The organism is Saccharothrix coeruleofusca (assembly GCF_014648515.1).
GTDB classification, from domain to species: domain Bacteria; phylum Actinomycetota; class Actinomycetes; order Mycobacteriales; family Pseudonocardiaceae; genus Actinosynnema; species Actinosynnema coeruleofuscum.
Window position 1 is genome coordinate 283,992 of the sequence record NZ_BMRG01000003.1, and the last position, 22,836, is coordinate 306,827.

29 protein-coding genes are annotated in these 22,836 nt (G+C 72.8%); 27 read left to right on the forward strand and 2 right to left on the reverse strand.

What is annotated here, in order from left to right:
- Positions 1-5 precede the first annotated feature (5 nt).
- The 18 genes from IEZ00_RS09800 (at position 6) to IEZ00_RS09885 (ending at position 14,252) form a co-directional block, all read left to right on the forward strand.
- On the forward strand, positions 6-1,067 hold the full coding sequence (locus tag IEZ00_RS09800) for an amidohydrolase family protein (RefSeq protein WP_195826260.1): 1,062 nt from the start codon (positions 6-8) through the stop codon (positions 1,065-1,067).
- 83 nt (positions 1,068-1,150) lie between these two features.
- A complete protein-coding gene (locus IEZ00_RS09805; RefSeq protein ID WP_189222868.1) occupies positions 1,151-1,861 on the forward strand; it encodes a CPBP family intramembrane glutamic endopeptidase in 711 nt (236 codons plus the stop codon).
- 15 nt (positions 1,862-1,876) lie between these two features.
- Positions 1,877-2,650 (forward strand): CPBP family intramembrane glutamic endopeptidase, encoded by a 774-nt coding sequence (locus IEZ00_RS09810; protein ID WP_189222869.1) that lies wholly within the window; start codon positions 1,877-1,879, stop codon positions 2,648-2,650.
- Positions 2,647-3,405: a LamB/YcsF family protein gene (locus IEZ00_RS09815; RefSeq protein WP_189222870.1), complete on the forward strand. Its 759-nt coding sequence runs from the start codon at positions 2,647-2,649 to the stop codon at positions 3,403-3,405. Before IEZ00_RS09810 ends, IEZ00_RS09815 begins: the two co-directional genes overlap by 4 nt.
- A gap of 154 nt (positions 3,406-3,559) precedes the next feature.
- On the forward strand, positions 3,560-3,997 hold the full coding sequence (gene rpsP, locus IEZ00_RS09820; RefSeq protein ID WP_189222871.1) for a 30S ribosomal protein S16: 438 nt from the start codon (positions 3,560-3,562) through the stop codon (positions 3,995-3,997).
- Positions 3,994-4,233, forward strand: a complete 240-nt coding sequence (locus IEZ00_RS09825) for an RNA-binding protein (protein ID WP_015804618.1) — start codon at positions 3,994-3,996, stop codon at positions 4,231-4,233. Before rpsP ends, IEZ00_RS09825 begins: the two co-directional genes overlap by 4 nt.
- A gap of 8 nt (positions 4,234-4,241) precedes the next feature.
- On the forward strand, positions 4,242-4,760 hold the full coding sequence (rimM, locus tag IEZ00_RS09830; RefSeq protein ID WP_189222872.1) for a ribosome maturation factor RimM: 519 nt from the start codon (positions 4,242-4,244) through the stop codon (positions 4,758-4,760).
- Positions 4,750-5,523 carry a tRNA (guanosine(37)-N1)-methyltransferase TrmD gene (trmD, locus tag IEZ00_RS09835; protein WP_189222873.1) on the forward strand — a complete coding sequence of 258 codons (774 nt, stop codon included), beginning with the start codon at positions 4,750-4,752 and terminating at the stop codon, positions 5,521-5,523. Before rimM ends, trmD begins: the two co-directional genes overlap by 11 nt.
- Positions 5,524-5,712: 189 nt before the next feature.
- On the forward strand, positions 5,713-6,072 hold the full coding sequence (gene rplS / locus IEZ00_RS09840) for a 50S ribosomal protein L19 (RefSeq protein WP_073896548.1): 360 nt from the start codon (positions 5,713-5,715) through the stop codon (positions 6,070-6,072).
- A 35-nt stretch (positions 6,073-6,107) separates the two neighbouring features.
- Positions 6,108-7,010: a signal peptidase I gene (gene lepB, locus IEZ00_RS09845; protein WP_229795357.1), complete on the forward strand. Its 903-nt coding sequence runs from the start codon at positions 6,108-6,110 to the stop codon at positions 7,008-7,010.
- Between the two features lie 16 nt (positions 7,011-7,026).
- Positions 7,027-7,938 carry a signal peptidase I gene (lepB, locus tag IEZ00_RS09850; protein WP_189222874.1) on the forward strand — a complete coding sequence of 304 codons (912 nt, stop codon included), beginning with the start codon at positions 7,027-7,029 and terminating at the stop codon, positions 7,936-7,938.
- Between the two features lie 9 nt (positions 7,939-7,947).
- On the forward strand, positions 7,948-8,742 hold the full coding sequence (locus IEZ00_RS09855; RefSeq protein ID WP_189222875.1) for a ribonuclease HII: 795 nt from the start codon (positions 7,948-7,950) through the stop codon (positions 8,740-8,742).
- Positions 8,742-9,065, forward strand: coding sequence for a DUF2469 domain-containing protein (locus IEZ00_RS09860; RefSeq protein ID WP_033431454.1), 324 nt, complete (start codon positions 8,742-8,744; stop codon positions 9,063-9,065). The genes IEZ00_RS09855 and IEZ00_RS09860 overlap by 1 nt, the downstream gene beginning before the upstream one ends.
- A 205-nt stretch (positions 9,066-9,270) precedes the next feature.
- Positions 9,271-9,639 carry a YraN family protein gene (locus tag IEZ00_RS09865; protein WP_189222876.1) on the forward strand — a complete coding sequence of 123 codons (369 nt, stop codon included), beginning with the start codon at positions 9,271-9,273 and terminating at the stop codon, positions 9,637-9,639.
- Positions 9,639-11,150: a YifB family Mg chelatase-like AAA ATPase gene (locus IEZ00_RS09870; protein ID WP_189222877.1), complete on the forward strand. Its 1,512-nt coding sequence runs from the start codon at positions 9,639-9,641 to the stop codon at positions 11,148-11,150. Before IEZ00_RS09865 ends, IEZ00_RS09870 begins: the two co-directional genes overlap by 1 nt.
- Positions 11,147-12,301: a DNA-processing protein DprA gene (dprA, locus tag IEZ00_RS09875; RefSeq protein WP_189222878.1), complete on the forward strand. Its 1,155-nt coding sequence runs from the start codon at positions 11,147-11,149 to the stop codon at positions 12,299-12,301. The genes IEZ00_RS09870 and dprA overlap by 4 nt, the downstream gene beginning before the upstream one ends.
- 33 nt (positions 12,302-12,334) lie before the next feature.
- The gene (locus IEZ00_RS09880; RefSeq protein WP_189222879.1) at positions 12,335-13,309 is read left to right on the forward strand and encodes a tyrosine recombinase XerC; all 975 of its coding nucleotides are present in this window, start codon (positions 12,335-12,337) and stop codon (positions 13,307-13,309) included.
- A complete protein-coding gene (locus tag IEZ00_RS09885) occupies positions 13,284-14,252 on the forward strand; it encodes a FliA/WhiG family RNA polymerase sigma factor (protein ID WP_189222880.1) in 969 nt (322 codons plus the stop codon). The genes IEZ00_RS09880 and IEZ00_RS09885 overlap by 26 nt, the downstream gene beginning before the upstream one ends.
- A gap of 160 nt (positions 14,253-14,412) precedes the next feature.
- Here IEZ00_RS09885 and IEZ00_RS09890 read toward each other — a convergent pair whose 3' ends face one another.
- The gene (locus tag IEZ00_RS09890) at positions 14,413-14,931 is read right to left on the reverse strand and encodes a M23 family metallopeptidase (protein WP_229795358.1); all 519 of its coding nucleotides are present in this window, start codon (positions 14,929-14,931) and stop codon (positions 14,413-14,415) included.
- 380 nt (positions 14,932-15,311) lie between these two features.
- Here IEZ00_RS09890 and rpsB point away from each other — a divergent pair, with 380 nt between their 5' ends.
- From rpsB to IEZ00_RS09915, 5 genes are all read left to right on the forward strand, one after another.
- The gene (gene rpsB, locus IEZ00_RS09895) at positions 15,312-16,148 is read left to right on the forward strand and encodes a 30S ribosomal protein S2 (RefSeq protein WP_189222882.1); all 837 of its coding nucleotides are present in this window, start codon (positions 15,312-15,314) and stop codon (positions 16,146-16,148) included.
- Between the two features lie 92 nt (positions 16,149-16,240).
- Positions 16,241-17,056 carry a translation elongation factor Ts gene (gene tsf, locus IEZ00_RS09900; RefSeq protein WP_189222883.1) on the forward strand — a complete coding sequence of 272 codons (816 nt, stop codon included), beginning with the start codon at positions 16,241-16,243 and terminating at the stop codon, positions 17,054-17,056.
- A 118-nt stretch (positions 17,057-17,174) separates the two neighbouring features.
- Positions 17,175-17,885 carry a UMP kinase gene (gene pyrH / locus IEZ00_RS09905; protein ID WP_229795489.1) on the forward strand — a complete coding sequence of 237 codons (711 nt, stop codon included), beginning with the start codon at positions 17,175-17,177 and terminating at the stop codon, positions 17,883-17,885.
- A 39-nt stretch (positions 17,886-17,924) separates the two neighbouring features.
- On the forward strand, positions 17,925-18,482 hold the full coding sequence (gene frr / locus IEZ00_RS09910; protein WP_121008492.1) for a ribosome recycling factor: 558 nt from the start codon (positions 17,925-17,927) through the stop codon (positions 18,480-18,482).
- A 75-nt stretch (positions 18,483-18,557) separates the two neighbouring features.
- Positions 18,558-19,412: a phosphatidate cytidylyltransferase gene (locus tag IEZ00_RS09915; RefSeq protein WP_189222885.1), complete on the forward strand. Its 855-nt coding sequence runs from the start codon at positions 18,558-18,560 to the stop codon at positions 19,410-19,412.
- A gap of 4 nt (positions 19,413-19,416) precedes the next feature.
- Here the strand turns inward: IEZ00_RS09915 and IEZ00_RS09920 are convergent, their stop codons facing one another.
- On the reverse strand, positions 19,417-20,226 hold the full coding sequence (locus tag IEZ00_RS09920) for a VOC family protein (RefSeq protein ID WP_189222886.1): 810 nt from the start codon (positions 20,224-20,226) through the stop codon (positions 19,417-19,419).
- 54 nt (positions 20,227-20,280) lie between these two features.
- Here IEZ00_RS09920 and IEZ00_RS09925 point away from each other — a divergent pair, with 54 nt between their 5' ends.
- The 4 genes from IEZ00_RS09925 (at position 20,281) to IEZ00_RS09940 (ending at position 22,730) form a co-directional block, all read left to right on the forward strand.
- Positions 20,281-21,027 (forward strand): class I SAM-dependent methyltransferase, encoded by a 747-nt coding sequence (locus IEZ00_RS09925; protein WP_229795359.1) that lies wholly within the window; start codon positions 20,281-20,283, stop codon positions 21,025-21,027.
- Between the two features lie 38 nt (positions 21,028-21,065).
- Entirely contained in the window at positions 21,066-22,043 is a 978-nt protein-coding gene (locus tag IEZ00_RS09930; protein ID WP_189222888.1) for an aldo/keto reductase, read from the forward strand.
- 127 nt (positions 22,044-22,170) lie between these two features.
- Complete coding sequence (locus IEZ00_RS09935; protein ID WP_268248694.1) at positions 22,171-22,500, forward strand: Scr1 family TA system antitoxin-like transcriptional regulator; 330 nt, start codon at positions 22,171-22,173, stop codon at positions 22,498-22,500.
- Positions 22,501-22,511: 11 nt separating this feature from the next.
- Positions 22,512-22,730, forward strand: coding sequence for a DUF397 domain-containing protein (locus IEZ00_RS09940; RefSeq protein WP_189222890.1), 219 nt, complete (start codon positions 22,512-22,514; stop codon positions 22,728-22,730).
- Positions 22,731-22,836 lie beyond the last annotated feature (106 nt).

The following is a 22,836-nucleotide window of genomic DNA, read 5'->3' on the forward strand; positions in this document are numbered from 1 at the left end:
GCGGTCTGCACCTGCGCGGCGTCGTGCTGCCCGACGACGAGCCGCGCGACCTGTGGGTGGTCAACGGGCGCATCCGGACCCGGCCCGTGCCCGGCGCGCGGACCGTGGTCGACGGCGGCTACCTGCTGCCCGGCCTGGTCGACGCGCACTGCCACGTCGGCCTGGGCCCGCAGGGCGCGGTCGAGCTGCCCGAGGCCGTCGACCAGGCGCTGGCGGACCGGGACGCGGGCGCCCTGCTGATCCGCGACTGCGGCTCGCCGATCGACACCCGCCCGCTGCAGGAGCGGCTGGACCTGCCCCGGATCATCCGCGCGGGCAGGCACATCGCCCGCCCCAAGCGGTACACCCGGTACGTGGGCGTGGAGGTCGAGGACCCGGCCGCGCTGCCCGCCGTCGTGGCCGAGCAGGCCGCCGAGGGCGACGGCTGGGTCAAGCTGGTCGGCGACTGGATCGACCGGTCCACCGGCGACCTGGCCCCGCTGTGGCCGGACGACGTGCTGGCCGAGGCGGTGAAGGTGGCGCACGAGGCCAAGGCCCGCGTCACCGCGCACGTGTTCGGCGAGGACGCGCTGCCGGGCCTGCTGGCGGCGGGCGTGGACTGCGTCGAGCACGGCACCGGCCTGACCGACGACGCCATCGCCGCCATGGCCCAGGCGGGCACCGCCCTGGTGCCCACGCTGATCAACATCGAGAAGTTCCCCGGCATCGCGGCGAACGCGGAGAAGTACCCGGTGTACGCCCGGCACATGCTGGACCTGCACGCCCGCAACCGGGCCACGGTGGCCGCCGCCGTCGAGGCCGGGGTGCCGGTGTTCGCGGGCACCGACGCGGGCGGCGGCATCGCGCACGGCCGCATCGCCGACGAGATCGCGGCGCTGCACGGCGTGGGCATGAGCACGACCCTGGCCATCGGCGCGGCCTCCTGGGCGGCCCGGGAGTGGCTGGGCTTCCCGTCGCTGGTCGAGGGCGCGGCGGCGGACGTGGTCGTCTACCGGGAGGACCCGCGCCGCGACCTCGGCGTGCTGCGCCACCCGGACCTGGTGATGCTGCGCGGCCGAATCCACTGACGGCGCACGGGGTGCGGCCGTCAGGGTGATCTTGTGCGGTCCTGCTGGCCACCCCGCGCGGGCGTGCCAGTACGTTCGGTCGAGTGGAGGAACCGCGGCGGACCGCTCTGGCGCACTGGGGTTTCCCTGCCTTCTTCGCGGGCCTGGGCGGCTACCACCTGGCCACCCTGCTGATCACGGCGGTCAGCGCCGACCGCTTCGCCGAGATCGACATCGCCGACCCGCCGGTGCTCGGCCCGCTGCTGTTGCTGCTGTTCGTGCCCAACGCGCTGCTGGGCTTGGGGCCGGTGGTGCTGTCCTGGTGGCGCGGCGGGGGCCCGCGCCGCGACTTCGGCGTCGTCCCCACCGCGCGGGACGTCAAGGTCGGCTTGGCCTGCGGGGGGTTGTCCCTGCTGGCCGCGTGGGTACTCGGGGTCGTGCTCCTCCGACTGCGCCGCGACACCAGCAGCCCGCTGGAGGAGATCGGCGCGCTGTCGGGCGGGAAGTCGGTGTGGCTCGCGCTGGCGGCGCTGTTCGTGGTCGTCGGCGCTCCGCTGACCGAGGAGCTGCTCACCCGCGGCGCGCTCTGGGGCGCACTGGAGCACCACCGCGTCCCCCCGCTGGCCATACTGGGGCTGACCTCGCTGATCTTCGCGTTCCTGCACGAGGAGTCGTGGCGGACCGTCAGCCTCTTCGCCCAGGGCCTGGCGATCGGCGCGGCCCGCCTGATCACCGGCCGGGTGCCGGCCAGCGTGATCGCCCACGCCACCAACAACCTGCTGCCCGCGGCCTACCTGTACGCAGGCGCTTCCTGACTGGGGTGATGGCTCGTGAACCCACCGGATGAACCGCCACCGGGGCTCATCGCCAGCGTGCGCGCGGTCGGCCGCGAACCGCAGCAGCGGGCGGGGCAGCGCTGGGGCTTCGGCGCCTTCCTGCTCGTGGAGGCGGTCTTCGTGCTGTCCGCGGTGTTCATCACCGCGCTGGCCCGCACCTCCGGCACCGACATCGGCTCGTCGGTGACCTTCATCCTGGTGGGCTCGATGGTGCCCACCGTGCTGGCCGCGGCCGTGGCGGTGGTGATCACCCGGCTGCGCGGCAACGGGCCGCTGACCGACCTGCGGCTGCGCTGGGACTGGGCGGACGTGAAGGTCGGGCTCAAGCTGGGCCTGCTCGGCCTGGCGCTGACCTACGTGGCCGCGCTGGCCTGGTCCCGGCTGGTCGGCGACCAGAACGCCACCTCGGCCATCGGCGAGCTGGTGGACGGGGCGTCGCTGCCGCTGGGCGCGGCCGTCGCGATGTTCCTCTACGTCTGCTTCGTCGGGCCGGTGTGCGAGGAGATCATCTACCGCGGCCTGCTGTGGGGCGCGATCGAGCGGCAGGGCTGGAGCCGGTGGGCGGCGTTCGTGCTGACCACGCTCATCTTCGCGGCCAGCCACCTGGAGCCGCTGCGCACCTCGCTGCTGATCGTCATCGCGCTGCCCATCGGCATCGCCCGGCTGGTCACCGGCAGGCTCACCGCCAGCGTGGTGGCGCACGTGATCAACAACTTCCTGCCCGGTCTCACCCTGCTGCTGGTCACCCTGGGGGCGATGCCCGCGTGAACCTGGATCTCAACAGCGACCTCGGCGAGGGCTTCGGCATCTGGCGGCTGGGCGACGACGAGGCCCTGCTCGACGTCGTGACCAGCGCCAACGTGGCCTGCGGGTTCCACGCGGGCGACCCGTCGACGATGCGGAGGGTGTGCGCCGCGGCGGCCGAGCGCGGCGTCGCGGTGGGCGCGCAGGTGTCCTACCGCGACCTGGCCGGGTTCGGCCGCCGGTTCATCGACGCCGACCCGGCCGAGCTGGCCGACGAGGTGCTCTACCAGATCGGGGCGCTGGACGCGTGCGCCCGCGCGGCGGGCACGCGGGTGCTCTACGTGAAGCCGCACGGCGCGCTCTACAACGCCACCGTCCACCACGAGGCGCAGGCGCGGGCGGTGGTGGCGGGGGTGCGGGCGTTCGGCGAGCTGCCCGTGCTGGGCCTGCCCGGCTCGCGGCTGCTGGAGGCCGCCGAGCGGGCCGGGCTGCGCGCGGTGCGCGAGGCGTTCGCCGATCGCGGCTACACCCCGGAGGGCACGCTGGTCCCGCGCTCCCAGCCGGGCGCCCTGCTGACCAGCACCGACGCCGTGGTGGAGCGGGCGGTGCGGCTGGCCCAGCGGCGGGAGCTGATCGCCGTGGACGGTTCCGCGGTGCCCGTCGAGGTCGACTCGCTGTGCCTGCACGGGGACACCCCCGGCGCCGTCCGGCACGCCCGCGCGGTCCGCGCGGCACTGGTCGAGGCGGGCGTCGTGCCGGGCCGATTCGTCGCGGACTAGCCACGTCTGGCAGAATGGCTGGTTGTTCGCCGAGGCCGGTCCCTCTCACCGTGCCGTGGCGCCCAGACATTTGGGCTTTCACCACCCGTGCCCCACTCGGGTGAGGGAGTGCCCGCACGTGAGCAAAACGAGAGCCTGAGGAGCACCCACACCCGTGGCCGTCAAGATCAAGCTGCAGCGGCTTGGCAAGATCCGTCAGCCGTACTACCGGATCGTCGTCGCCGACGCTCGCACCCGCCGCAACGGCAAGGCCATCGAGACCATCGGCAAGTACCACCCGAAGGAGGAGCCGTCGTTCATCGCGGTCGACTCCGAGCGGGCCCAGTACTGGCTGGGTGTCGGCGCGCAGCCGACCGAGTCCGTCCAGCGCCTGCTGGAGATCACCGGCGACTGGCAGAAGTTCAAGGGCCTGCCCGGCGCCGAGGGCACCCTGAAGGTCAAGGAGCCCAAGCCGAGCAAGGCGGACCTGTTCGCCGCCGCGCTGGCCGCCGCCGGTGAGGAGCCCACCACCGAGGCGACCACCCCGAAGAAGAAGGCCGCCAAGAAGGCCGACGCCGAGCCCGCCGCCGAGGCAGCCAAGGACGAGGCGTGAGCTTGTTGGCTGACGCCCTGGAACATCTCGTTCGGGGCATCGTCGACCACCCGGACGAGGTCCGGGTGAACCTGGTCACGACCCGTCGCGGTCGCACGCTCGAGGTGCACGTCCACCCGGATGACCTCGGCAAGGTGATCGGCCGCAGTGGCCGCACCGCGACCGCGCTGCGCACCGTGATGGCGGGCATCGGGGGTCGTGGCGTGCGCGTCGACGTGGTCGACACCGACCGCTGAGCGCACGCATGGACGTCGTCGTCGGCCGAGTGGCCAAGGCGCACGGCATCCACGGCGAGCTCGCCGTGGACGTGCGCACCGATTCGCCGGAAACGCGGTTCGCGCTGGGCTCGGTCCTGGTCGCGAAGCTGCGCGACGGCACGTCTCGCAACCTCACCGTCGCAGCCGCCCGGCACCACGCCGGGCGGCTGCTGGTGCGCTTCGAGGAAGTCCTGACCCGCGACGTGGCCGAGCTGCTGCGCGGCACGCTGCTGTTCGGCCGCACCGAGGACCTGCCGCCCACCGGTGACCCGGACGAGTTCTACGACCACGAGCTGGAGGGCCTGTCGGCAGAGCTGGCCGACGGCACGAAGGTGGGCACCGTCCTGGAGATCGTGCACGGCCCCGGCGGCGAGCTGCTGGTCGTGCGCCGCGAGGGCGGCGGCGAGGCGCTGGTGCCGTTCGTGCGGGAGATCGTGCCCACCGTGGACGTGGCCGGTGGCCGCGTCGTCCTGGACCCGCCAGAGGGCCTGCTCGATGCGGATTGACGTCGTCACCATCTTCCCCGAGTACCTCCAGCCGCTGCGCGCCGCGCTGCTGGGCAAGGCCATCGACCGGGGCCTGATCAGCGTCGAGGTGCACGACCTGCGCGACTGGACGCACGACGTGCACAAGGCCGTGGACGACAGCCCGTACGGCGGCGGTCCCGGCATGGTGATGAAGCCCCAGGTGTGGGGCGAGGCGCTGGACGAGGTGTGCGCGGGCCAGACCCCCCGCCTGGTGGTGCCCACCCCCGCGGGCAGGCCGTTCACCCAGGAGTTGGCGCACGAGTTCGCCGCCGAGCCGCGCCTGGTCTTCGCCTGCGGCCGGTACGAGGGCATCGACCAGCGCGTGGTGGACGACGCGGCCCGCCGGATGCGCGTGGACGAGGTCTCCATCGGCGACTACGTGCTCGTCGGCGGCGAGGTCGCGGTGCTGGTGATGGTGGAGGCCGTGGCCCGGCTGCTGCCCGGTGTGCTGGGCAACCCGGCCTCGGCCGCGCAGGACTCGTTCTCCGACGGCCTGCTGGAGGGCCCCAGCTACACCCGGCCCGAGGTGTGGCGCGACCTGGCGGTGCCCGAGGTGCTGCGGTCGGGCAACCACAAGGCCATCGACCGCTGGCGGCGCGACCAGGCGCTGCTGCGCACCCTGGAGCGGCGACCCGACCTGCTGGCCGCCCTCCCCGAGGACGCGCTGGACAAGCACGACCGCAAGCTGCTCGACACCCGAACGCAAGCAAGTACCACCCGCCCCGCGCCGCAGGGCCGCTAACCACTACCCGGCGTCGCGGTTCACCCAGCACCCGATTTCGTGCGGACGCTGGTCGTCTGGCACACTGGACAGGTTGCTGCAGCCGGGTACGTCCGGCGTGCGCCGCAAGCCCGCCCCCAAGCTGGTAGTTGACATGGAACGCGCCCTGGGGGAGTACGCAATACACGTGAGGACGAGGACGGACCACCGATGAACACCCTGGACGCTCTTGACGCCCAGTCGCTGCGCTCCGACATCCCGAGCTTCCGGCCGGGCGACACGCTGAAGGTCCACGTCCGCGTCATCGAGGGCTCCCGCGAGCGGGTCCAGGTGTTCCAGGGCGTCGTGATCCGCCGTCAGGGCGGCGGCATCCGCGAGACCTTCACCGTCCGCAAGGTCTCGTTCGGCGTCGGCGTGGAGCGCACCTTCCCGGTGCACTCGCCCAACATCGCCGAGATCGAGGTCGCCTCGCGCGGCGACGTCCGCCGGGCGAAGCTGTACTACCTGCGCGACCTGCGCGGCAAGGCCGCCAAGATCAAGGAGAAGCGCGAGGCGAAGCCGGCCTCCTGACGGCGGGTTCACGCGACACGGATAGTCTGCCCCACGTGGCAGACCCCGTGCGCCCCTCCGCCGACGGAGGCGACCAGGATCGTCCCGGCGCGGCCGAGTCCCCAGCGGACTCGGCCGCCCAGCACCAGGGCGAGGCGAAGAAGAAGCCTCCGCTGTGGCGCGAGCTGCTCGTGCTGGCGGCCACCGCCCTGGTGCTGACGTTCCTCATCCAGACCTTCCTGGCGCGGGTGTACGTCATCCCCTCGCAGTCGATGGAGCAGACGCTGCACGGCTGCCCCGACTGCTCGAACGACCGGGTGCTGGTCGACAAGCTGGTCTACGACTTCAGCGAGATCGAGCCCGGCGAGGTCGTGGTGTTCCGCGGCCCGGACGCCTGGGGCAACGACTTCGTCTCCCAGCGCTCGGACAACCCCGTGGTGCACGGCCTGCAGACCGTGCTGTCCCTGGTCGGCCTCGCGCCGCCGGACGAGCGCGACTTCGTCAAGCGGGTCATCGCCGTCGGCGGGCAGACCGTGGAGTGCTGCGACGAGCAGCACCGCGTCAAGGTCGACGGCAAGCCGCTGGACGAGCCGTACATCTACTGGCAGCCCGGCACCTCCCCGGCCGATCACGAGCCGTTCGCGCCCGTGAAGGTCCCTGAGGGACACCTTTGGGTGATGGGTGACAACCGCACGAACTCCACCGACTCGCGCAAGCAGGGCGGCGGTGGCGAGGCGGGCACCGTGCCGGAGGAGAACGTCATCGGCAAGGCCCGCGTGATCGTGCTGCCGCCGTCGCGCTGGCAGGGCATCGGCGACCACAACCCGCAGGCGGTGGCCATGGGCGCGCCCGCGTGGCAGGGCGCGGTCCCGGCGGGCGCGGGCGTGCTCGCCGCGTGGCCGGTGCTGTTCCTCGGTCGGCGGCTGCGCGAGCGGCTGACCGGCCCCTCCCGAACCTGATCGGTACGCTGGGGGAGTGGTAGACGTCGCACCGTCCCGTGGCTCGTCCGACGAGGACCCCCAGCGCTCCTCCGACGAGGAGGCCGTCGAGGCGTGGCGCAGGCGCGCCCGGAAGGCGGGCAAGCACAAGCGCAAGGGCTCGTTCTGGCGCGAGCTGCCGATCCTGGTCGTGGTGGCGGTCGGTCTGGCCTTCCTGATCCAGACCTTCCTGGCGCGGGTCTACATGATCCCGTCGGAGTCGATGGAGCAGACGCTGCACGGCTGCGCGAACTGCTACGGCGACCGCGTGCTGGTCGACAAGATCACCTACGACTTCAGCGAGCCCGCGCCGGGTGACGTGGTGGTCTTCCACGGGCCGGACACGTGGGTCAACCAGGACTTCGTGACCCAGGAGCCGACCAGCCCGGTGGCCAGGTTCTTCAACGGCCTCGGCACGCTGATCGGGCTGCCGTCGGCCAACGAGGAGGACTTCGTCAAGCGGGTCATCGCGGTGGGCGGGCAGACCGTGCAGTGCTGCGACGCCCGCAACCGGGTGGTGGTGGACGGCAAGCCGCTGGAGGAGCCGTACCTGTACTGGGAGCCCGGCCGCAGCACGGTCCAGGAGTCCTTCGCCGAGCTGAAGATCCCCGAGGGCTACCTGTTCGTGCTGGGGGACAACCGCAACGACTCGTGCGACTCGCGCTGCCAGGGCGACGGGCGCGAGGGCGGCCTGGTGCCGGTGGACAACGTGGTGGGCAAGGCGCGCGTGGTGGTGCTGCCCCCGTCGCGCTGGCAGACCGTGAGCGACCACAACCCGCAGGCGCAGGCCATCGGCGCGCCCGCGTGGCAGGACCTGGCCCCGGCGGGCGTGGGGTTCGCCGCGGCGTGGCCGGTGCTGCTGCTGGGCAAGCGCGCGCGGGCCAAGCTGCGGCGGTCCAGGCTGGGATAGGGTCGTGGGGTGATCCGCAAGCCGCCGCGCGCCCAGGTTCGGCAGACCGCGGGCATCTGGGCTTTCCAGGCCGCGCTGGACCGGCGCGGCCTCGGACCCGTCGCCGGGGTGGACGAGGCCGGTCGGGGCGCCTGCGCCGGTCCGCTGGTGGTGGCCTCCTGCGTGCTCAGACCCGGTGATGCCGCGAGGTTCGCCGGGCTCACCGACTCCAAGCTGCTCACCGCGGCGGCCCGCGACCGCATGTACGACCTGCTGCTGGAGCGCGCGGTCGACTACGCGGTGGTGGTCGTCCCGGCGAGTGAGGTCGACCTGATCGGCGTGCACGTGGCCAACATCGAGGGGATGCGGCGGGCGGTGGCCCAGTTGTCCGAGCACCCCGGCTACGTGCTGACCGACGGCTTCCCCGTGCCCGGCCTGACCGCGCCGAGCACGCCGGTGGTCAAGGGCGACCGGGTGGCCGCCTGCGTGGCGGCGGCGTCGGTGCTGGCCAAGGTGACCAGGGACCGGATCATGACCGGGTTGCACGAGGAGTTCCCGGTCTACGGCTTCGACGTGCACAAGGGCTACAGCACCGCCGAGCACACCGCCGCGCTGCTGGAGCACGGCCCGAGTGCGCAACACCGCTGGTCGTATGCGAACGTGGCGGCTGCGGCGGTTCGACATGGCGTGGAACCACCGCACCGGGTGGCGCGCGGGGTGATCAGCGCCGGCGTGGTCCAGAATGGAGGACCCCCGCAGATCGGCGGTGGCAGGCTCGCGACGAGGAGGGGCGCGGATTCGATGAGCACCCGCGCGGAGGCGTAATGAGTGCAGAGGATCTCGAGAAGTACGAGACCGAGATGGAGTTGTCGCTGTACAAGGAGTACCGCGACATCGTCAGCCAGTTCTCGTTCGTCGTGGAGACCGAGCGGCGGTTCTACCTGGCCAACTCGGTGGACGTGCAGGTCCGCAACGCGGACGGCGAGGTCTACTTCGAGGTGCGGATGTCCGACGCGTGGGTCTGGGACATGTACCGTCCCGCCCGGTTCGTGAAGAACGTCCGGGTGATCACGTTCAAGGACGTCAACGTCGAAGAACTGGACAAGCCCGAGTTGCGGCTGCCGGAGGACGGCCCGTTCAACTCCTAGTGCTCGTCGTCCGGAAGGGGGTTCCTCCGCGGAGGAACCCCCTTCCGGCGTTAGCACACCCCACCGACAGTTCCGGCTGACCCGGCCGGAGTCGTCCCCGGAGTTGTCCACAGCCACCCCGGTTGTCCACAGCCGCGCGACCGCCGCTGGATCGCCTCGCCCCCGGTGGGCACAGTCGGATCACCGACTGACCCGAGGAGGGGACATGACCGCACCGGCCAAGGCGATCGCCGCCGACCTGGGCCGCAAGGCCGAGGACGTGGCCTGCCGGTACCTGGAGGAGCAGGGCCTGGTGGTGCTCTCGCGCAACTGGCGCTGCCGCGAGGGCGAGCTGGACGTGGTGGCCACCGACGGCGAGCAGCTGGTGGTGTGCGAGGTGAAGTGCCGGTCCGGATCGGGGCGCGGCGACCCGGTCGAGGCGGTGACCCCGGAGAAGCTGGACCGGGTGCGGCGGGTCGCGCTGCGCTGGCTGACCGAGTACCGGGTCGGCTGGGTGCGGTTGCGCTTCGACGTGGTGGCGGTGGAGTGGCCGCCGGACGGGCCGGTGCGGCTGCGCCACGTCAGGGGCGTGTGATGGCGCTGGCGCGCGCGTGGTCGGTGGCGCTGTTCGGGGTCGACGGCGTCCCGGTGGAGATCGAGGCCGACGTCGGCGTCGGCGTGGTGCGGACCCAGCTGCTCGGCCTGCCCGACGCGGCGCTGCACGAGTCCAAGGACCGGGTCAGGGCGGCGGTCCGCAACAGCGGGCACCAGTGGCCCACCCAGCGGGTGACGCTGGGCATGTCGCCCGCGACGCTGCCCAAGGGCGGTTCCGGCTACGACCTGGCCCTGGCCTGCGTGGTGCTGGCGGCGGCGGGCGCGGTGCCCGCCGAGCGCCTGGAGGGCACCGCGCTGCTGGGCGAGCTGGCGCTGGACGGCCGGGTGCGCCCCGTCCGGGGAGCGCTCCCGGCGCTGCTGGCGGCCCGCCGGGCGGGCCTGCGCCGAGCCGTGGTGCCCGCCGACTCCCTGCCCGAAGCGGCGCTGGTGGACGGCGTGGAACTGCTCGGCGCGGCCTCGCTGGCCGAGGTGATCGCCTGGCTCGACGGCGACGACGTCCTGCCGCAGCCGGGCCCGGCGCCTGTCGCGGCGGTGCCCGAGGGGCTGGACCTGGCCGACGTGATCGGCCAGCCCGAGGCCAGGTGGGCGCTGGAGGTGGCCGCGGCGGGCGGCCACCACCTGCTGCTGGCCGGGCCGCCGGGCACCGGCAAGACCATGCTGGCCCAACGCCTGGTGGGCCTGCTGCCGCCGCTGTCACCGGAGGAGGCCCTGGGCGTGACGGCGGTGCACTCCGTGGCGGGTCTGCTGACCCCGGAGTCCCCGCTGGTGGCGACCCCGCCGTTCGTCTCGCTGCACCACTCGGCCTCACCGGCGGCGCTGGTGGGCGGCGGGCAGGGGCTGGCAAGGCCCGGCGCGGTCAGCCGCGCCCACCGCGGCGTGCTGTTCCTGGACGAGGCGTGCGAGTTCGGGCCGGGCAAGCTGGAGGCCCTGCGCACCGCCCTCGAGGAGGGGGAGGTCCGCCTGGCCAGGCGGGACGGCATCGTCCGCTACCCCGCGAGGTTCCAGCTGGTGCTGGCGACCAACCCCTGCCCGTGCGCCCCGCCGAAGGAGGTCGACTGCGTCTGCCCGCCCGCCGCGCGCAGGCGCTACCAGGGCAAGCTGTCCGGTCCGCTGCTGGACCGGGTGGACCTGCGCGTCACGATGCGGCCGCTGACCGCCATGAGCGGCGCGGACGTGGCCGAGCCGGAGTCCACGGCGGTGGTCCGCGCTCGGGTGCTGGCGGCCAGGGCCAGGGCGGCGGCCCGCTGGTCGGCCCGCGGCTGGCGGACCAACGCCGAGGTGCCCGGCCCGGTGCTGCGCCGCGAGCACGCCCTGCCCAGGGCGACCACCGCGCTGCTCGACCGCGCGCTGGCCGTCGGGGCGCTGACCGGCAGGGGCGCGGACCGGTGCCTGCGGGTGGCGTGGACGCTGGCGGACCTGGCGGGCGCGGACCGACCGGAGGCCGACCACGTCGCCGCGGCCCTGCAGTTCCGCGAGCGGAGGGCGGGGTGAGCGGGGGTGAGCGGGCGCTGCGCCTGGCGCGGGCCTACCTCTCGCGCGTGGCCGAGCCACCGGCCCCGGCGCTGGCGTCGTTCGTCGCGGAACTCGGCCCGGTCCGGGCGGCCGAACTGGTGCGCCGGGGGGAGGTGCCCCCGGCGGTGGACAGCCAGACCTCGGCCCGCCGCGCCGAGGACCGGGCCGAGGACGACCTGCGGCGGGTCGCCCGGATCGGCGGCAGGCTGGTGGTCCCCGAGGACGAGGAGTGGCCCGCCTGGCCGTTCACCGCCCTGTCCGTGGCCGCCTCGCACGGCCTGCGCTGCGGTTTGGCACCGCTGGCCCTGTGGGTGCGCGGCGACGCGGACCTGGCCGGACTGGTCGAGCGGGCGGTCGCCGTGGTCGGCAGCCGGGCGGCCAGCGGATACGGCCAGCACGTGGCCGCCGAGTTCGGCTTCGGGCTGGCCGAAGCCGGTGTCACGGTGGTCTCCGGCGCGGCCAACGGCATCGACGGCGCGGCGCACCGGGGCGCGCTGGCCGCGGGCGGGCGGACGATCGCGGTGCTCGCGTGCGGGGTGGACGTCGCCTACCCGGCAGGGCACCAGGCGCTGCTGGAGCGCATCCCGCGGCAGGGGCTCGTGGTCAGCGAGTACCCGCCGGGCCACACCCCGGCCCGCCACCGCTTCCTCACCCGGAACCGCCTGATCGCGGCGCTGGGCGACGGCACGGTGGTGGTGGAGGCGGGCAGGCGCAGCGGCGCCAAGAACACCGCCGCGACGACGGCGGCGCTGGGGCGGGTGCTGATGGCCGTGCCGGGGCCGATCACCTCCGCCAGCTCGCAGGGCTGCCACGAGCTGCTCAGATCCGGAGAGGCGGTCGCGGTCGGCAGCGTCGCCGAGGTGATCGAGTCGACCGGTCGGCTCGGCGACGACCTGGTGCGGGCGGGGCGGTGCGACGGGCCGGGACCGCCGCAGGGCGACGCGATGCGGGTGCACGAAGCGCTGGGCCTGGCGGGCGGGCGCAGCGCCGAGGCCATCGCGGTGGAGTCCGGCGTCGAGCTGGCCAGGGTGCGCGCCCTGCTGCCGGAACTGGAGCTGGTGGGCCTCGCCGAGCGGGACGCCGCAGGTTGGAAGCGTTCCCAACGCACGACAGGGCGTGGCGATGCTTGACCAGGAGCGCCGACAGGCGCAGCGTTTGACGCTATGTCCCCGTCGCCAGCCAGGGCTCGCCGCGCAGACCTCGTCCGACTGCGCGGTGAGCTGCCCGACGACGTGCGCGGCTCCCTGGCCGCCTACGAGCGCCACCTGGCGATGGAGCGGTCCCTGTCCCCGCACACGGTCCGCGCCTACCTGGGCGACGCGGTGTCCCTGCTGGTCCACCTCTCGGGCAGCACGCCCGCCGACGCCACCGTGGAGTCGGTCGACCTGGCCGGGCTGCGGTCCTGGCTGGCCGCCCAGCACGCGGCGGGCGCCAGCCGCACCACCCTCGCCCGCCGCACGGCCGCCGCCCGGACGTTCACCGCGTGGGCGGTCCGCGCCGGTCTGCTCGGCGAGGACCACGGGCTGCGGCTGACCGCCCCGCGCAGGCACCGCACCCTGCCGACGGTGCTACGACCGGACCAGGCGCGCGCCGCCCTGGAGGCCGCCGAGGCGGCTGCGGAGCAGAACGATCCGGTTGCGCTGCGTGACCGGGCCGTGGTGGAGTTGCTCTACGCGTCGGGCGTCCGGGTCGCCGAGCTGTGCGGTCTGGACCTCGACGACGTGGACTACTCCCAAAGGGTGATCCGAGTGCTGGGCAAGGGCAGTCGCGAGCGGACCGTGCCGTTCGGCATCCCGGCCGAACGCGCACTGCGGCAGTGGCTGGACCACGGGCGGTCCGCGCTGGTCAGCGACCGTTCACAGCGGGCGCTGTTCCTGGGCGCGCGCGGCGGCAGGCTCGACCCGCGTACCGCCAGGCGGGTTGTCCACGATGTCATGGGTGCGGTCCCCGACCCGGCGGACACCGGACCGCACGGCCTGCGCCACTCCGCGGCCACGCACCTGTTGGAAGGGGGAGCCGACCTGCGCACCGTCCAAGAGCTCCTCGGTCACGCTACGCTCGCGACGACCCAGCTCTACACCCACGTCACCGTCGAACGGTTGAAGGCGATCCATGACCGAACCCACCCCCGTTCCTGACGACGCCGGGGGACGTTCGCGGACCGCGACCGTGACCTCCCCGCACGCCGAACGCTCGGGGACCCCGTCGCAGGCGCAAGCCCCGGCGGGGGCGGACGATCATGCCGGCGGTGGGGCGGTGTTCAACGGCCACCAGCGGCCCGCGCACCCGGCCGCCGACTCGCGCACGACCGACGACGTGGAAGCCGGGATCATCGCGCTGTGGCAGACCTACGGCCGCTCGCGTGAGAACGCCCTGCGCGACCGGCTGGTGCTGCACTACGCGCCGCTGGTCAAGTACGTCGCGGGACGGGTGGGCACCGGTCTGCCCGCGCACATCGACGTGTCGGACCTGATCCAGTCCGGCATCTTCGGCCTGGTCGACGCCATCGAGAAGTTCGAGCCCGAACGCGGCCTGAAGTTCGAGACCTACGCGATGCAGCGCATCCGCGGCGCGATCCTGGACGACCTCCGCTCCCAGGACTGGGTTCCCCGATCGGTGCGCAGCCGGGCGCGCGACGTCGAGCGGGCGCTGGAACGCCTCGGCGCCAAGCTCCAGCGCACCCCCACCGACCGCGAACTGGCCGCCGAACTGCGGATCGGCCTGGACGAGCTGCGGGAGCTGTACGCGCAGCTCCAGCTCACCAGCGTGGTGGCGCTGGACGAGCTGATCGCCGCCGGGCGCAGCGCGGGCGGCGTGGGCTCCTCGCTGGCCGAATCGCTGCCCGACGAGGACGCCGAAGACCCGGTGGCCACCCTCGTCGACCAGGACAGCCGCCGCCAGCTCGCCGACGCCATCGCCCAGCTCGCCGAACGCGACCGCGTCGTGGTCACCCTCTACTACTTCGAGAACCTCACCCTCGCCGAGATCGGCAAGGTCCTCGGCGTCACCGAATCACGGGTCTGCCAGCTGCACACCCGCGCCGTGCTGAGACTGCGCACCAAGCTCAACGAGCTGAGTTGAATTGCCGCGCCTCCGGCGCGGCGGGCTCGGCCGCCTGGAAGTCGGCCCATCGGCACGCGTTTCGGAAAAATCGAAGGGCGTGATTTTTCCGAAAGGCATGCCGACAGGCCGACGCGGCCTCGCGTGGTGGTCACCTGGCCTGCGCGGCCTCGCGTGGTGGTCACCTGGTTGGGGTGGCTTCGGGTGGGGGTTGCCTGATTGGTGTGACTGGTAGTAGGCGGACGCGGGGTGGGGTGAGCAGGCGCAGGGGGTTGAGGTAGCCGCGGCTCCTGGGGGTTGTTCCGAGTGCTGCCCTGGTGGCGCCCCAGTGGAGGCAGGCCGCGGTGGGACAGCCCTGGTGGCCTGGCCGCAGGGTGCCGATCGGGGTGCCTCGGTTCACCCGTTGGCCTGGGCGCACGGTGGGGTGCACCGGTTCGTAGGTGGTGCGCAGGCCGCCCGCGTGCAGCAGGGAGACGAGCGGGCGGTCGGCCAGCACGGCGGCGTGCACCACCACCGCGTCACCCGCCGCCAGCACCTGCGCGCCCGGCGGCGCGCCCAGGTCGACGCCGCGGTGGCCGGGGCCGTACGGGGTGGCGGGCGGCTGGAACGGCCGCACCACCGGGTGCGGGGGTGCCAGCGGCCAGCCGAACCGCACCGGGGCCGCCGCGGCGGGTGGGGCGACCAGCAGTGTCAAGGCCATGACCAGGAGCGTTCGCATCGTGGGAGTCACGGGCCCACCGTGCCGTCGCGGGCACGTGCCTGCCAGCGCGAACGGCCCGCCTGTGGACAACCCACCCGCCTGTGGACAACTCGCGGGGTCGGTTCGTGGTCGCGCGGGCTCCGGGCGTACACTCCTTGCGCGGCCCGTGTGAGCGCGGGGCGACTTCGCGTGCCAACGCAGATCCGACCTGTTCCTTCCGCGGTCGAGTCACGGCGTCCGGCGGTCCGGGGGTGAGTTCGACCCCCGGTTCGGACGGCGGCGGGGCACCAGGGCGGTGGGCCACCCGGTCCGCCGCGTGCAACCGGACACCGCGTGCCCGCCCGGCGGGCGCGCCTGATCGAAGAGGTGCGATACCGGCCATGGCCGTCGTCACCATGAAGCAGCTGCTCGACAGCGGCGTGCACTTCGGGCACCAGACCCGGCGCTGGAACCCGAAGATGAAGCGCTACATCTTCACCGAGCGCAACGGCATCTACATCATCGACCTGCAGCAGACGCTGACCTACATCGACCGGGCTTACGAGTTCGTCAAGGAGACGGTCGCGCACGGCGGGTCGATCCTGTTCATCGGCACCAAGAAGCAGGCGCAGGAAGCCATCGCGAACGAGGCCCTGCGGGTCGGCATGCCGTTCGTGAACCAGCGCTGGCTGGGCGGCATGCTGACGAACTTCTCCACCGTGCACAAGCGCCTCCAGCGGCTCAAGGAGCTGGAGTCGATGGAGCAGACCGGCGGTTTCCAGGGTTTCACCAAGAAGGAAATCCTGATGATGAACCGCGAGAAGGACAAGCTGGAGCGCACGCTCGGCGGTATCCGCGACATGTCCAAGGTGCCCAGCGCCGTGTGGATCGTGGACACCAAGAAGGAGCACATCGCGGTCGGCGAGGCGCGCAAGCTGAACATCCCGATCGTCGCGATCCTCGACACCAACTGCGACCCGGACGAGGTCGACTACCCGATCCCCGGCAACGACGACGCGATCCGCTCCGCGGCGCTGCTGACCAAGGTCGTGGCCGAGGCCGCCGCCGCCGGTCTGATGGCCCGCTCCGGCGTGCGCACGGGCGGTAACGCCGACGAGAAGCCGGAGCCGGGGGTCGCCACCGGCGAGCCGCTGGCCGAGTGGGAGCAGGAGCTGCTCGTGCCCGCCGCCGAGGCGGGCGACAAGCCCGCCGAGGGCTCCGAGGCCGCTCAGTCCTGATCCGCCGCAACGCCGCGCCCGCTGACCGAGCGGGCGCGGCGTGCGCACAGAACCACCCGCGCGTACCCCGCAGAAGGAACGGAAACCGCACGATGGCGAACTACACCGCCGCTGACGTGAAGCGCCTCCGCGAGCTCACCGCCGCAGGCATGATGGACTGCAAGAAGGCGCTGGAGGAGGCCGACGGCGACTTCGACAAGGCCGTCGAGATCCTGCGCATCAAGGGCGCCAAGGACGTCGGCAAGCGCGCCGAGCGGACCACCTCCAACGGTCTGGTCGTCGCCGAGGACGGCGTGATGATCGAGCTGCGCTGCGAGACCGACTTCGTGGCCAAGAACGCCGACTTCCAGGAGCTCGCGGCCCGGATCGTCGCGGTCGCCAAGGCCACCCGCCCGGCCGACGTCGAGGTGCTCAAGGCCACCGACCTCGACGGCAAGCCCGTCGACGCGGTCGTCCAGGAGTTCTCCGCCAAGATCGGCGAGAAGCTGGAGCTGGCCAAGGTCGCCGTCTTCGACGGCACGGTCACCACCTACCTGCACCGCCGCGCCGCCGACCTGCCGCCCGCCGTGGGCGTCGTGGTCGAGTACACCGGCGACAACGAGGACGCCGCCCGCGGTGCCGCGATGCAGATCGCCGCGATGCGCCCGCGCTACCTCACCCGCGACGAGGTGCCCGCCGACCTGGTGGCCAACGAGCGCCGCATCGCCGAGGAGACCGCTCGCGAGGAGGGCAAGCCGGAGGCCGCGCTGCCCAAGATCGTCGAGGGCCGCGTGAACGGCTTCTTCAAGGACGTCGTGCTCCTGGAGCAGGCCTCCGTGACGGAGTCCAAGAAGACCGTCAAGGCCGTGCTGGACGAGGCCGGGGTCACCGTGACCCGCTTCGCCCGGTTCGAGGTCGGCCAGGCCTGATCCGCGTGAGGGCGGGGTTGCGTCGCGTGGCAACCCCGCCCTTGCCGTGTCCAGAGGAGGACCCGTGGTGAGCGCAGGGGTAGAGCAGGCCGAAGCGGCGGGCGGGTACCGCCGGGTGATGCTGAAGCTGGGCGGCGAGATGTTCGGCGGCGGCGGGGTCGGGGTCGACCCGGACGTCGTGCAGACCGTCGCCAGCCAGATCGCCGCGGTCGTCCGAACAGGCGTGCAGGTCGCCGTGGTCATCGGCGGCGGCAACTTCTTCCGCGGCGCCGAGCTGCAGCAGCGCGGCATGGACCGCAGCCGCGCCGACTACATGGGCATGTTGGGCACCGTGATGAACTGCCTGGCGCTGCAGGACTTCCTGGAGCGCGAGCACGGCATCGACACCCGCGTGCAGACCTCCATCACCATGGGCCAGGTCGCGGAGTCCTACATCCCCCGCCGCGCCATGCGCCACCTGGAGAAGGGCCGCGTGGTGATCTTCGGCGGCGGCGCAGGGATGCCCTACTTCTCCACCGACACCACCGCCGCGCAGCGCGCGCTCGAGATCGGGTGCGAGGTCGTCCTGATGGCCAAGGCCGTGGACGGCATCTACACCGCGGACCCCAAGGTCGACCCGGACGCGCTGATGTTCGACAACATCACCCACCGGGAAGTGCTGGAGCGCGGCCTCAACGTCGCCGACGCCACGGCCTTCAGCCTGTGCATGGACAACAACATGCCGATCATGGTGTTCAACCTGCTGACCGAGGGCAACATCGCGCGGGCCGTGCGCGGTGAGAAGATCGGAACCCTGGTGAGCACCCCCGGTGGTCGCCCGTCCTTCTAGAACCTGCTGGGATTCGATCCGAACACTAGGGAGCCAGCCGTGATCGACGAAACCCTCCTCGACGCCGAGGAGAAGATGGAAAAAGCGGTGTCGGTGGCGAAGGAGGACTTGGCCGCGGTGCGCACCGGTCGCGCCACTCCGGCCATGTTCTCGCGCATCGTCGTCGAGTACTACGGTTCGCCGACCCCGCTGAACCAGCTGGCCAGCGTCGCCATCCCGGAGGCGCGCATGGCGGTCATCAAGCCCTACGACACCAGCCAGCTGAACTCGGTCGAGAAGGCCATTCGCGACTCCGACCTGGGCGTCAACCCCAGCAACGACGGCGCGGTGATCCGCGTGGTCATCCCGCAGCTGTCCGAGGAGCGCCGCCGCGAGATGGTGAAGGTGGCCAAGGGCAAGGGCGAGGACGCCAAGGTCTCCATCCGCAACATCCGCCGCAAGGCCAAGGAGGAGCTCGACCGCCTGGTCAAGGACGGCGAGGTGGGCGAGGACGAGGGCGTCCGCGCGGAGAAGGAGCTGGAGAACGTCACCCACCGCTACGTGGCGCAGGTGGACGAGCTGGTCAAGCACAAAGAAGCCGAGCTGCTCGAGGTCTGAGGTGGCGATCGCGTACGGCCGGGTCCCCGGCACGGTGGTGGACCCGTCCGGTGGCGGGTCGTGACAGGAGCACAGGTGGCAGGCGGCGGTGAGCAGGACGCGCCCGCGCCGTCCCGACAGGGCAGGGCGGGGCGTGACCTGCGCGCGGCCATCGCGGTCGGCGTCGGTCTGGGTGCGGTCATCCTGGTGTCGCTGTTCCTGGTGCGGCAGCTGTTCGTGGTGGTGGTCGCGGCGGCCGTCGGCGTGGCGATGTACGAGCTGGCGGGCGCGCTCAAGCGCGCGGCGGGCATCCGGGTCGCCCTGGTGCCCGCGCTCGCGGGCGGACAGGCCGTGGTGTGGCTGGCGTGGCCCTACGAGCGCGGCGGGGTGCTCACGGCCTTCGTCGTGACGATCCTGGTGTGCCTGGTGTGGCGGCTCAAGGACGGTGCCGACGGGTACCTGCGGGACGTCACCGCCTCCGTGTTCACGGTGGCCTACGTGGCGATGTTCGCCTCCTTCGCGGTCATGCTGGTCGTGCCCGAGGACGGCGTGTTCCGGGTGCTGGCCTTCCTGATCGGCGTGGTGCTGTCGGACACCGGCGGCTACGTGGCCGGCGTCCTGTTCGGCAAGCACCCCATGGCCCCCGCCATCAGCCCGAAGAAGTCCTGGGAGGGCTTCGCCGGGTCGATGGCGGCGGGCGTGGTCGGCGGCGTGCTGACCGTGGGCCTGCTGCTGGGCGGCCAGTGGTGGCACGGCGTGCTGTTCGGGGCGGCGATCGTGCTGACCTCCACCACGGGCGACCTGGTGGAGTCGCTGATCAAGCGGGACCTCGGGCTCAAGGACATGGGCACGCTGCTGCCCGGTCACGGCGGCCTGATGGACCGGATGGACTCGCTGCTGCCCTCGGCCGTGGTGTCCTGGCTGCTGCTGCACCTGTTCGTGCCCGCGTAGCGGGTCACTCGTCGTACGGGTCGTCCACGGGCGCGCCGATCTCCTCCAGCGGCACCTTGCGCGAGGGGTCGATGACGGAGAACACGGCGCCCGCGTGGTCGGTGACGGCGGTGATGCGGCCGACCGTGGTGTCGTAGGGCTCCACGGTCACCCGGCCGCCCAGCTCCAGCACCCGCGCGGCCACCGAGTCGGTGCCGATCTCGGGCGCGGCGGTGAAGTAGACCATCCAGTGCGGCGGCTCGCTGAGCGGGAACGCGCGGCCCATCTCCTGCCTGCCCAGCACGGTGTGGCCCGCCGCCGACCAGAGCGTGTAGTCCAGCGTCAGCCCGTCGCCGATCTGCACGACCTCGAACCCGCACAGCTGGCGGAAGAACTCGTCGGTGACCTCGCCCTGGCGGGTGTTCAGCTCCGCCCACGCGTACATGCCGTGGCCGTCGGTGCCGAACAGCCAGTCCGGTGGCACGCTGCGGAAGCCGGTCAGCACCCCGCCCGGCTCGACGATCAGCGTGCTGGTCTCGGTGGGCTCGCGGGCGATGCGCCCGCCCAGCGCCTGGGCCTTCTCGGCGGTGGCGCGGGCGTGCGGCGTGTTCAGGTACGGCACCCAGGCGCCGTGCCGGTCGTGGGGCCAGAACCCGGCCACCGGCAGGTTGTCCACCATGGCCACGGTGCCCGCGCCGTCCTCGGCGTAGTGCCAGGAGAACAGGCCCGCGTAGAAGTCCTTGGTGGCCTGGAGGTCGTCGACCGGCAGCTGCACCCAGACCGGGGCGCCGGGGTGGAGATCAGCCAGGGCGGGGGAGTTCGGGACGATCGTCACCGCGACCTCCAAGCGATGCGGGGGGTGATCACGCTACGGCTCTACAGTCGTCCCGTGAAGGGTTTCGTCCGAGCCGCGTTGACCGCCGTCCGACTCGCGGACGTCCTGCCCAGCCCCAACATCTGGCACTGGCCCGAGGTCTACGAGGTGGAGAACCGCGCCCAGGACGTCGACGGGGCCATCTGGCGGGTCCTGCGCGAGAGCTGCGACTGGGCCGGGCGCGACGTGGTCGACGTCGGCTGCGGCGACGGCTTCCACCTGCCGGTGTTCGCCCGCGACGCGCGCCGGGTGGTCGGCGTCGAGCCGCACCCGCCGCTGGTGCGCAGGGCCAGGGCGCGCGTGGCCGAGCTGGGCAACGCCGAGGTCGTCGCGGGTCCGGCGCAGCGCCTGCCGCTGCCCGACGCCAGCGCCGACCTGGTGCACGCGCGCACCGCCTACTTCTTCGGCCCCGGCTGCGAGCCGGGCATCCGCGAGGCCGACCGGGTGCTGCGCCCCGGCGGGACGCTGGCGATCGTGGACCTCGACGGCGAGGCGCCGCCGTACGGGCCGTGGCTGTGCGCCGACGAGCCGCGCTACAAGCCCACCGACGTGACCCGGTTCTTCGACGCGCAGGGGTTCCAGCTGCGCCGCGTCACCGCGCTGTGGCGGTTCGAGCGGCGGGCCGACCTGGAGGCGGTGCTGCGCATCGAGTTCTCCGCGCCGGTCGCCGAGCGGGCCATCGCCGAGACGCCCGGCCTGTCCTTCCCGGTCGGCTACCGCGTGCACACCCGGCGTAAGCCCGCCGGCCTGCTGCTGGGCTGAGGGCGCGACCGCCGAACGCGCGACCTAGGATCGACGGCGTGGAAAAGCGGAGCGCGCGCAGGTTGGCAAGGGAAGTCGGCGTCATCGGGCTGGGCTGCTGGCAGTTGGGCGCGGACTGGGGCCAGGTGGACGAGGCCGACGCGCTCGCGGTGCTGCACACCGCGGCCGACACCGGCGTCACCTTCTTCGACACCGCCGACGTCTACGGCGACGGGCGCAGCGAGACGCTGGTCGGGCGGTTCCTGCGGGAGCGCGGCGACGCGGGCATCACGGTGGCCACCAAGATGGGCCGCCGGGTCGAGCAGGTGCCGGAGAACTACACCCGCGAGAACTTCCTGGCCTGGAACGACCGCTCGCGGCAGAACCTGGGCGTGGACACCATCGACCTGGTCCAGCTGCACTGCCCGCCGACCCCGGTGTACTCGCGCGACGAGGTCTTCGACGCCCTCGACGAGCTGGTGCAGGCCGAGCGGATCGCCGCCTACGGGGTGAGCGTGGAGACCGTCGAGGAGGCGCTGACCGCCATCGCCCGGCCGGGTGTGGCCAGCGTGCAGATCATCCTCAACGCGCTGCGCCTCAAGCCGCTGGAGCGGGTGCTGCCCGCGGCGGCCGAGGCGGGCGTGGCGATCATCGCCCGCGTGCCGCTGGCGTCGGGCCTGCTGTCCGGCCGCTACACCCGCGAGACCACGTTCGGCGAGGACGACCACCGCAACTACAACCGCCACGGCGAGGCGTTCGACGTGGGCGAGACGTTCTCCGGCGTGCCGTTCGAGGTGGGCCTGGAGGCGGTGGAGCGGCTGCGCCCGCTGGTGCCCGAGGGCGCGACCATGGCGCAGTTCGCGCTGCGGTGGGTCGTCGACCAGCCCGGCGTCACCGTGGTCATCCCCGGCGCGCGCAACCCCGAGCAGGCCCGCGCCAACGCCTCCGCCGCCGACCTCGCCCCGCTGGAGTCGCACGCCGAGGTCAAGGCCGTCTACGACGACCTCATCCGCCCCCTGGTCCACGACCGCTGGTAACCCCCGAACCGAGCGTTCGGACACTGCGAACCGAGCATTCCGGCACCGCGAACCGAGCGTTCGCGGTGCCGGAAGCCGTTTCGGCCCACGGAGCTTGATCCACGAGGAAACCACGGCCCCGCTGGCGTTGGTCGTCGAATCGAGCGGTGGGCCGGACGTGCTCCTGCGCCAACTCGAGCACCTGCACGTCGTCGCGCGGATGCCGAACGTGCGCTTCCGGGTGCTGGCCAGGTCGACCACGAGTGGCATCGTTCCCGCCCTGAGTTGCCCGTTCACGCTGCTGCACGTCGAGCCGGGGAAGACGCTGGCGTACGTGTCGTCGTTGACCCGGCCGGACTACATCAAAGCCACCGCGCCCTACGTCGCGGCCTTCGAACAAGCTCGGAATCCGGCCTCTTCGGGAGAGGAGTCGGTGGTGATACTTGAGCGCAGGATCACCGACCGCGCCAACAGCTAGGAGGGCGGAGCATGTGGAGCGAAGCCACAGCGCTGCGAGGTGCCCGGTGGCGCAAGAGCAGCTACACCAGCGGAGGCAATGACCCGCAGTGCGTCGAGTTGGCGTGTCTTGCGGCGGGTACGGCTGTGCGGGACAGCAAGGCTCCGGCCGGGCCGGTGTTGGTCTTCCCCGGCGGTGCCTTCGAGGCGTTCCTCGGGCAGGCCGCCGCTGGGCGTTTCGACCGCCGCTGACACCGCGCCCGCAAGTACTACCCGACCCGCCCGGCGGGGTCGGTGACCACTACCCGGCGGGGTCGGTGACCACTACCCGGCGGGGTCGGTGACCACTACCCGGCGG

What these genes read in the sequence shown, in the direction of transcription:
- rpsB (WP_189222882.1), top strand. Translation starts at nt 15,312, where the DNA reads ATGGCCGTCGTCACCATGAAGCAGCTGCTCGACAGCGGCGTGCACTTC.
- IEZ00_RS09940 (WP_189222890.1), top strand. Translation starts at nt 22,512, where the DNA reads ATGTGGAGCGAAGCCACAGCGCTGCGAGGTGCCCGGTGGCGCAAGAGC.
- pyrH (WP_229795489.1), top strand. Translation starts at nt 17,175, where the DNA reads ATGCTGAAGCTGGGCGGCGAGATGTTCGGCGGCGGCGGGGTCGGGGTC.
- IEZ00_RS09860 (WP_033431454.1), top strand. Translation starts at nt 8,742, where the DNA reads ATGAGTGCAGAGGATCTCGAGAAGTACGAGACCGAGATGGAGTTGTCG.
- IEZ00_RS09870 (WP_189222877.1), top strand. Translation starts at nt 9,639, where the DNA reads ATGGCGCTGGCGCGCGCGTGGTCGGTGGCGCTGTTCGGGGTCGACGGC.
- IEZ00_RS09880 (WP_189222879.1), top strand. Translation starts at nt 12,335, where the DNA reads ATGTCCCCGTCGCCAGCCAGGGCTCGCCGCGCAGACCTCGTCCGACTG.
- rplS (WP_073896548.1), top strand. Translation starts at nt 5,713, where the DNA reads ATGAACACCCTGGACGCTCTTGACGCCCAGTCGCTGCGCTCCGACATC.
- IEZ00_RS09885 (WP_189222880.1), top strand. Translation starts at nt 13,284, where the DNA reads ATGACCGAACCCACCCCCGTTCCTGACGACGCCGGGGGACGTTCGCGG.
- IEZ00_RS09865 (WP_189222876.1), top strand. Translation starts at nt 9,271, where the DNA reads ATGACCGCACCGGCCAAGGCGATCGCCGCCGACCTGGGCCGCAAGGCC.
- trmD (WP_189222873.1), top strand. Translation starts at nt 4,750, where the DNA reads ATGCGGATTGACGTCGTCACCATCTTCCCCGAGTACCTCCAGCCGCTG.
- tsf (WP_189222883.1), top strand. Translation starts at nt 16,241, where the DNA reads ATGGCGAACTACACCGCCGCTGACGTGAAGCGCCTCCGCGAGCTCACC.
- rimM (WP_189222872.1), top strand. Translation starts at nt 4,242, where the DNA reads ATGGACGTCGTCGTCGGCCGAGTGGCCAAGGCGCACGGCATCCACGGC.
- IEZ00_RS09890 (WP_229795358.1), bottom strand. Translation starts at nt 14,931, where the DNA reads ATGGCCTTGACACTGCTGGTCGCCCCACCCGCCGCGGCGGCCCCGGTG.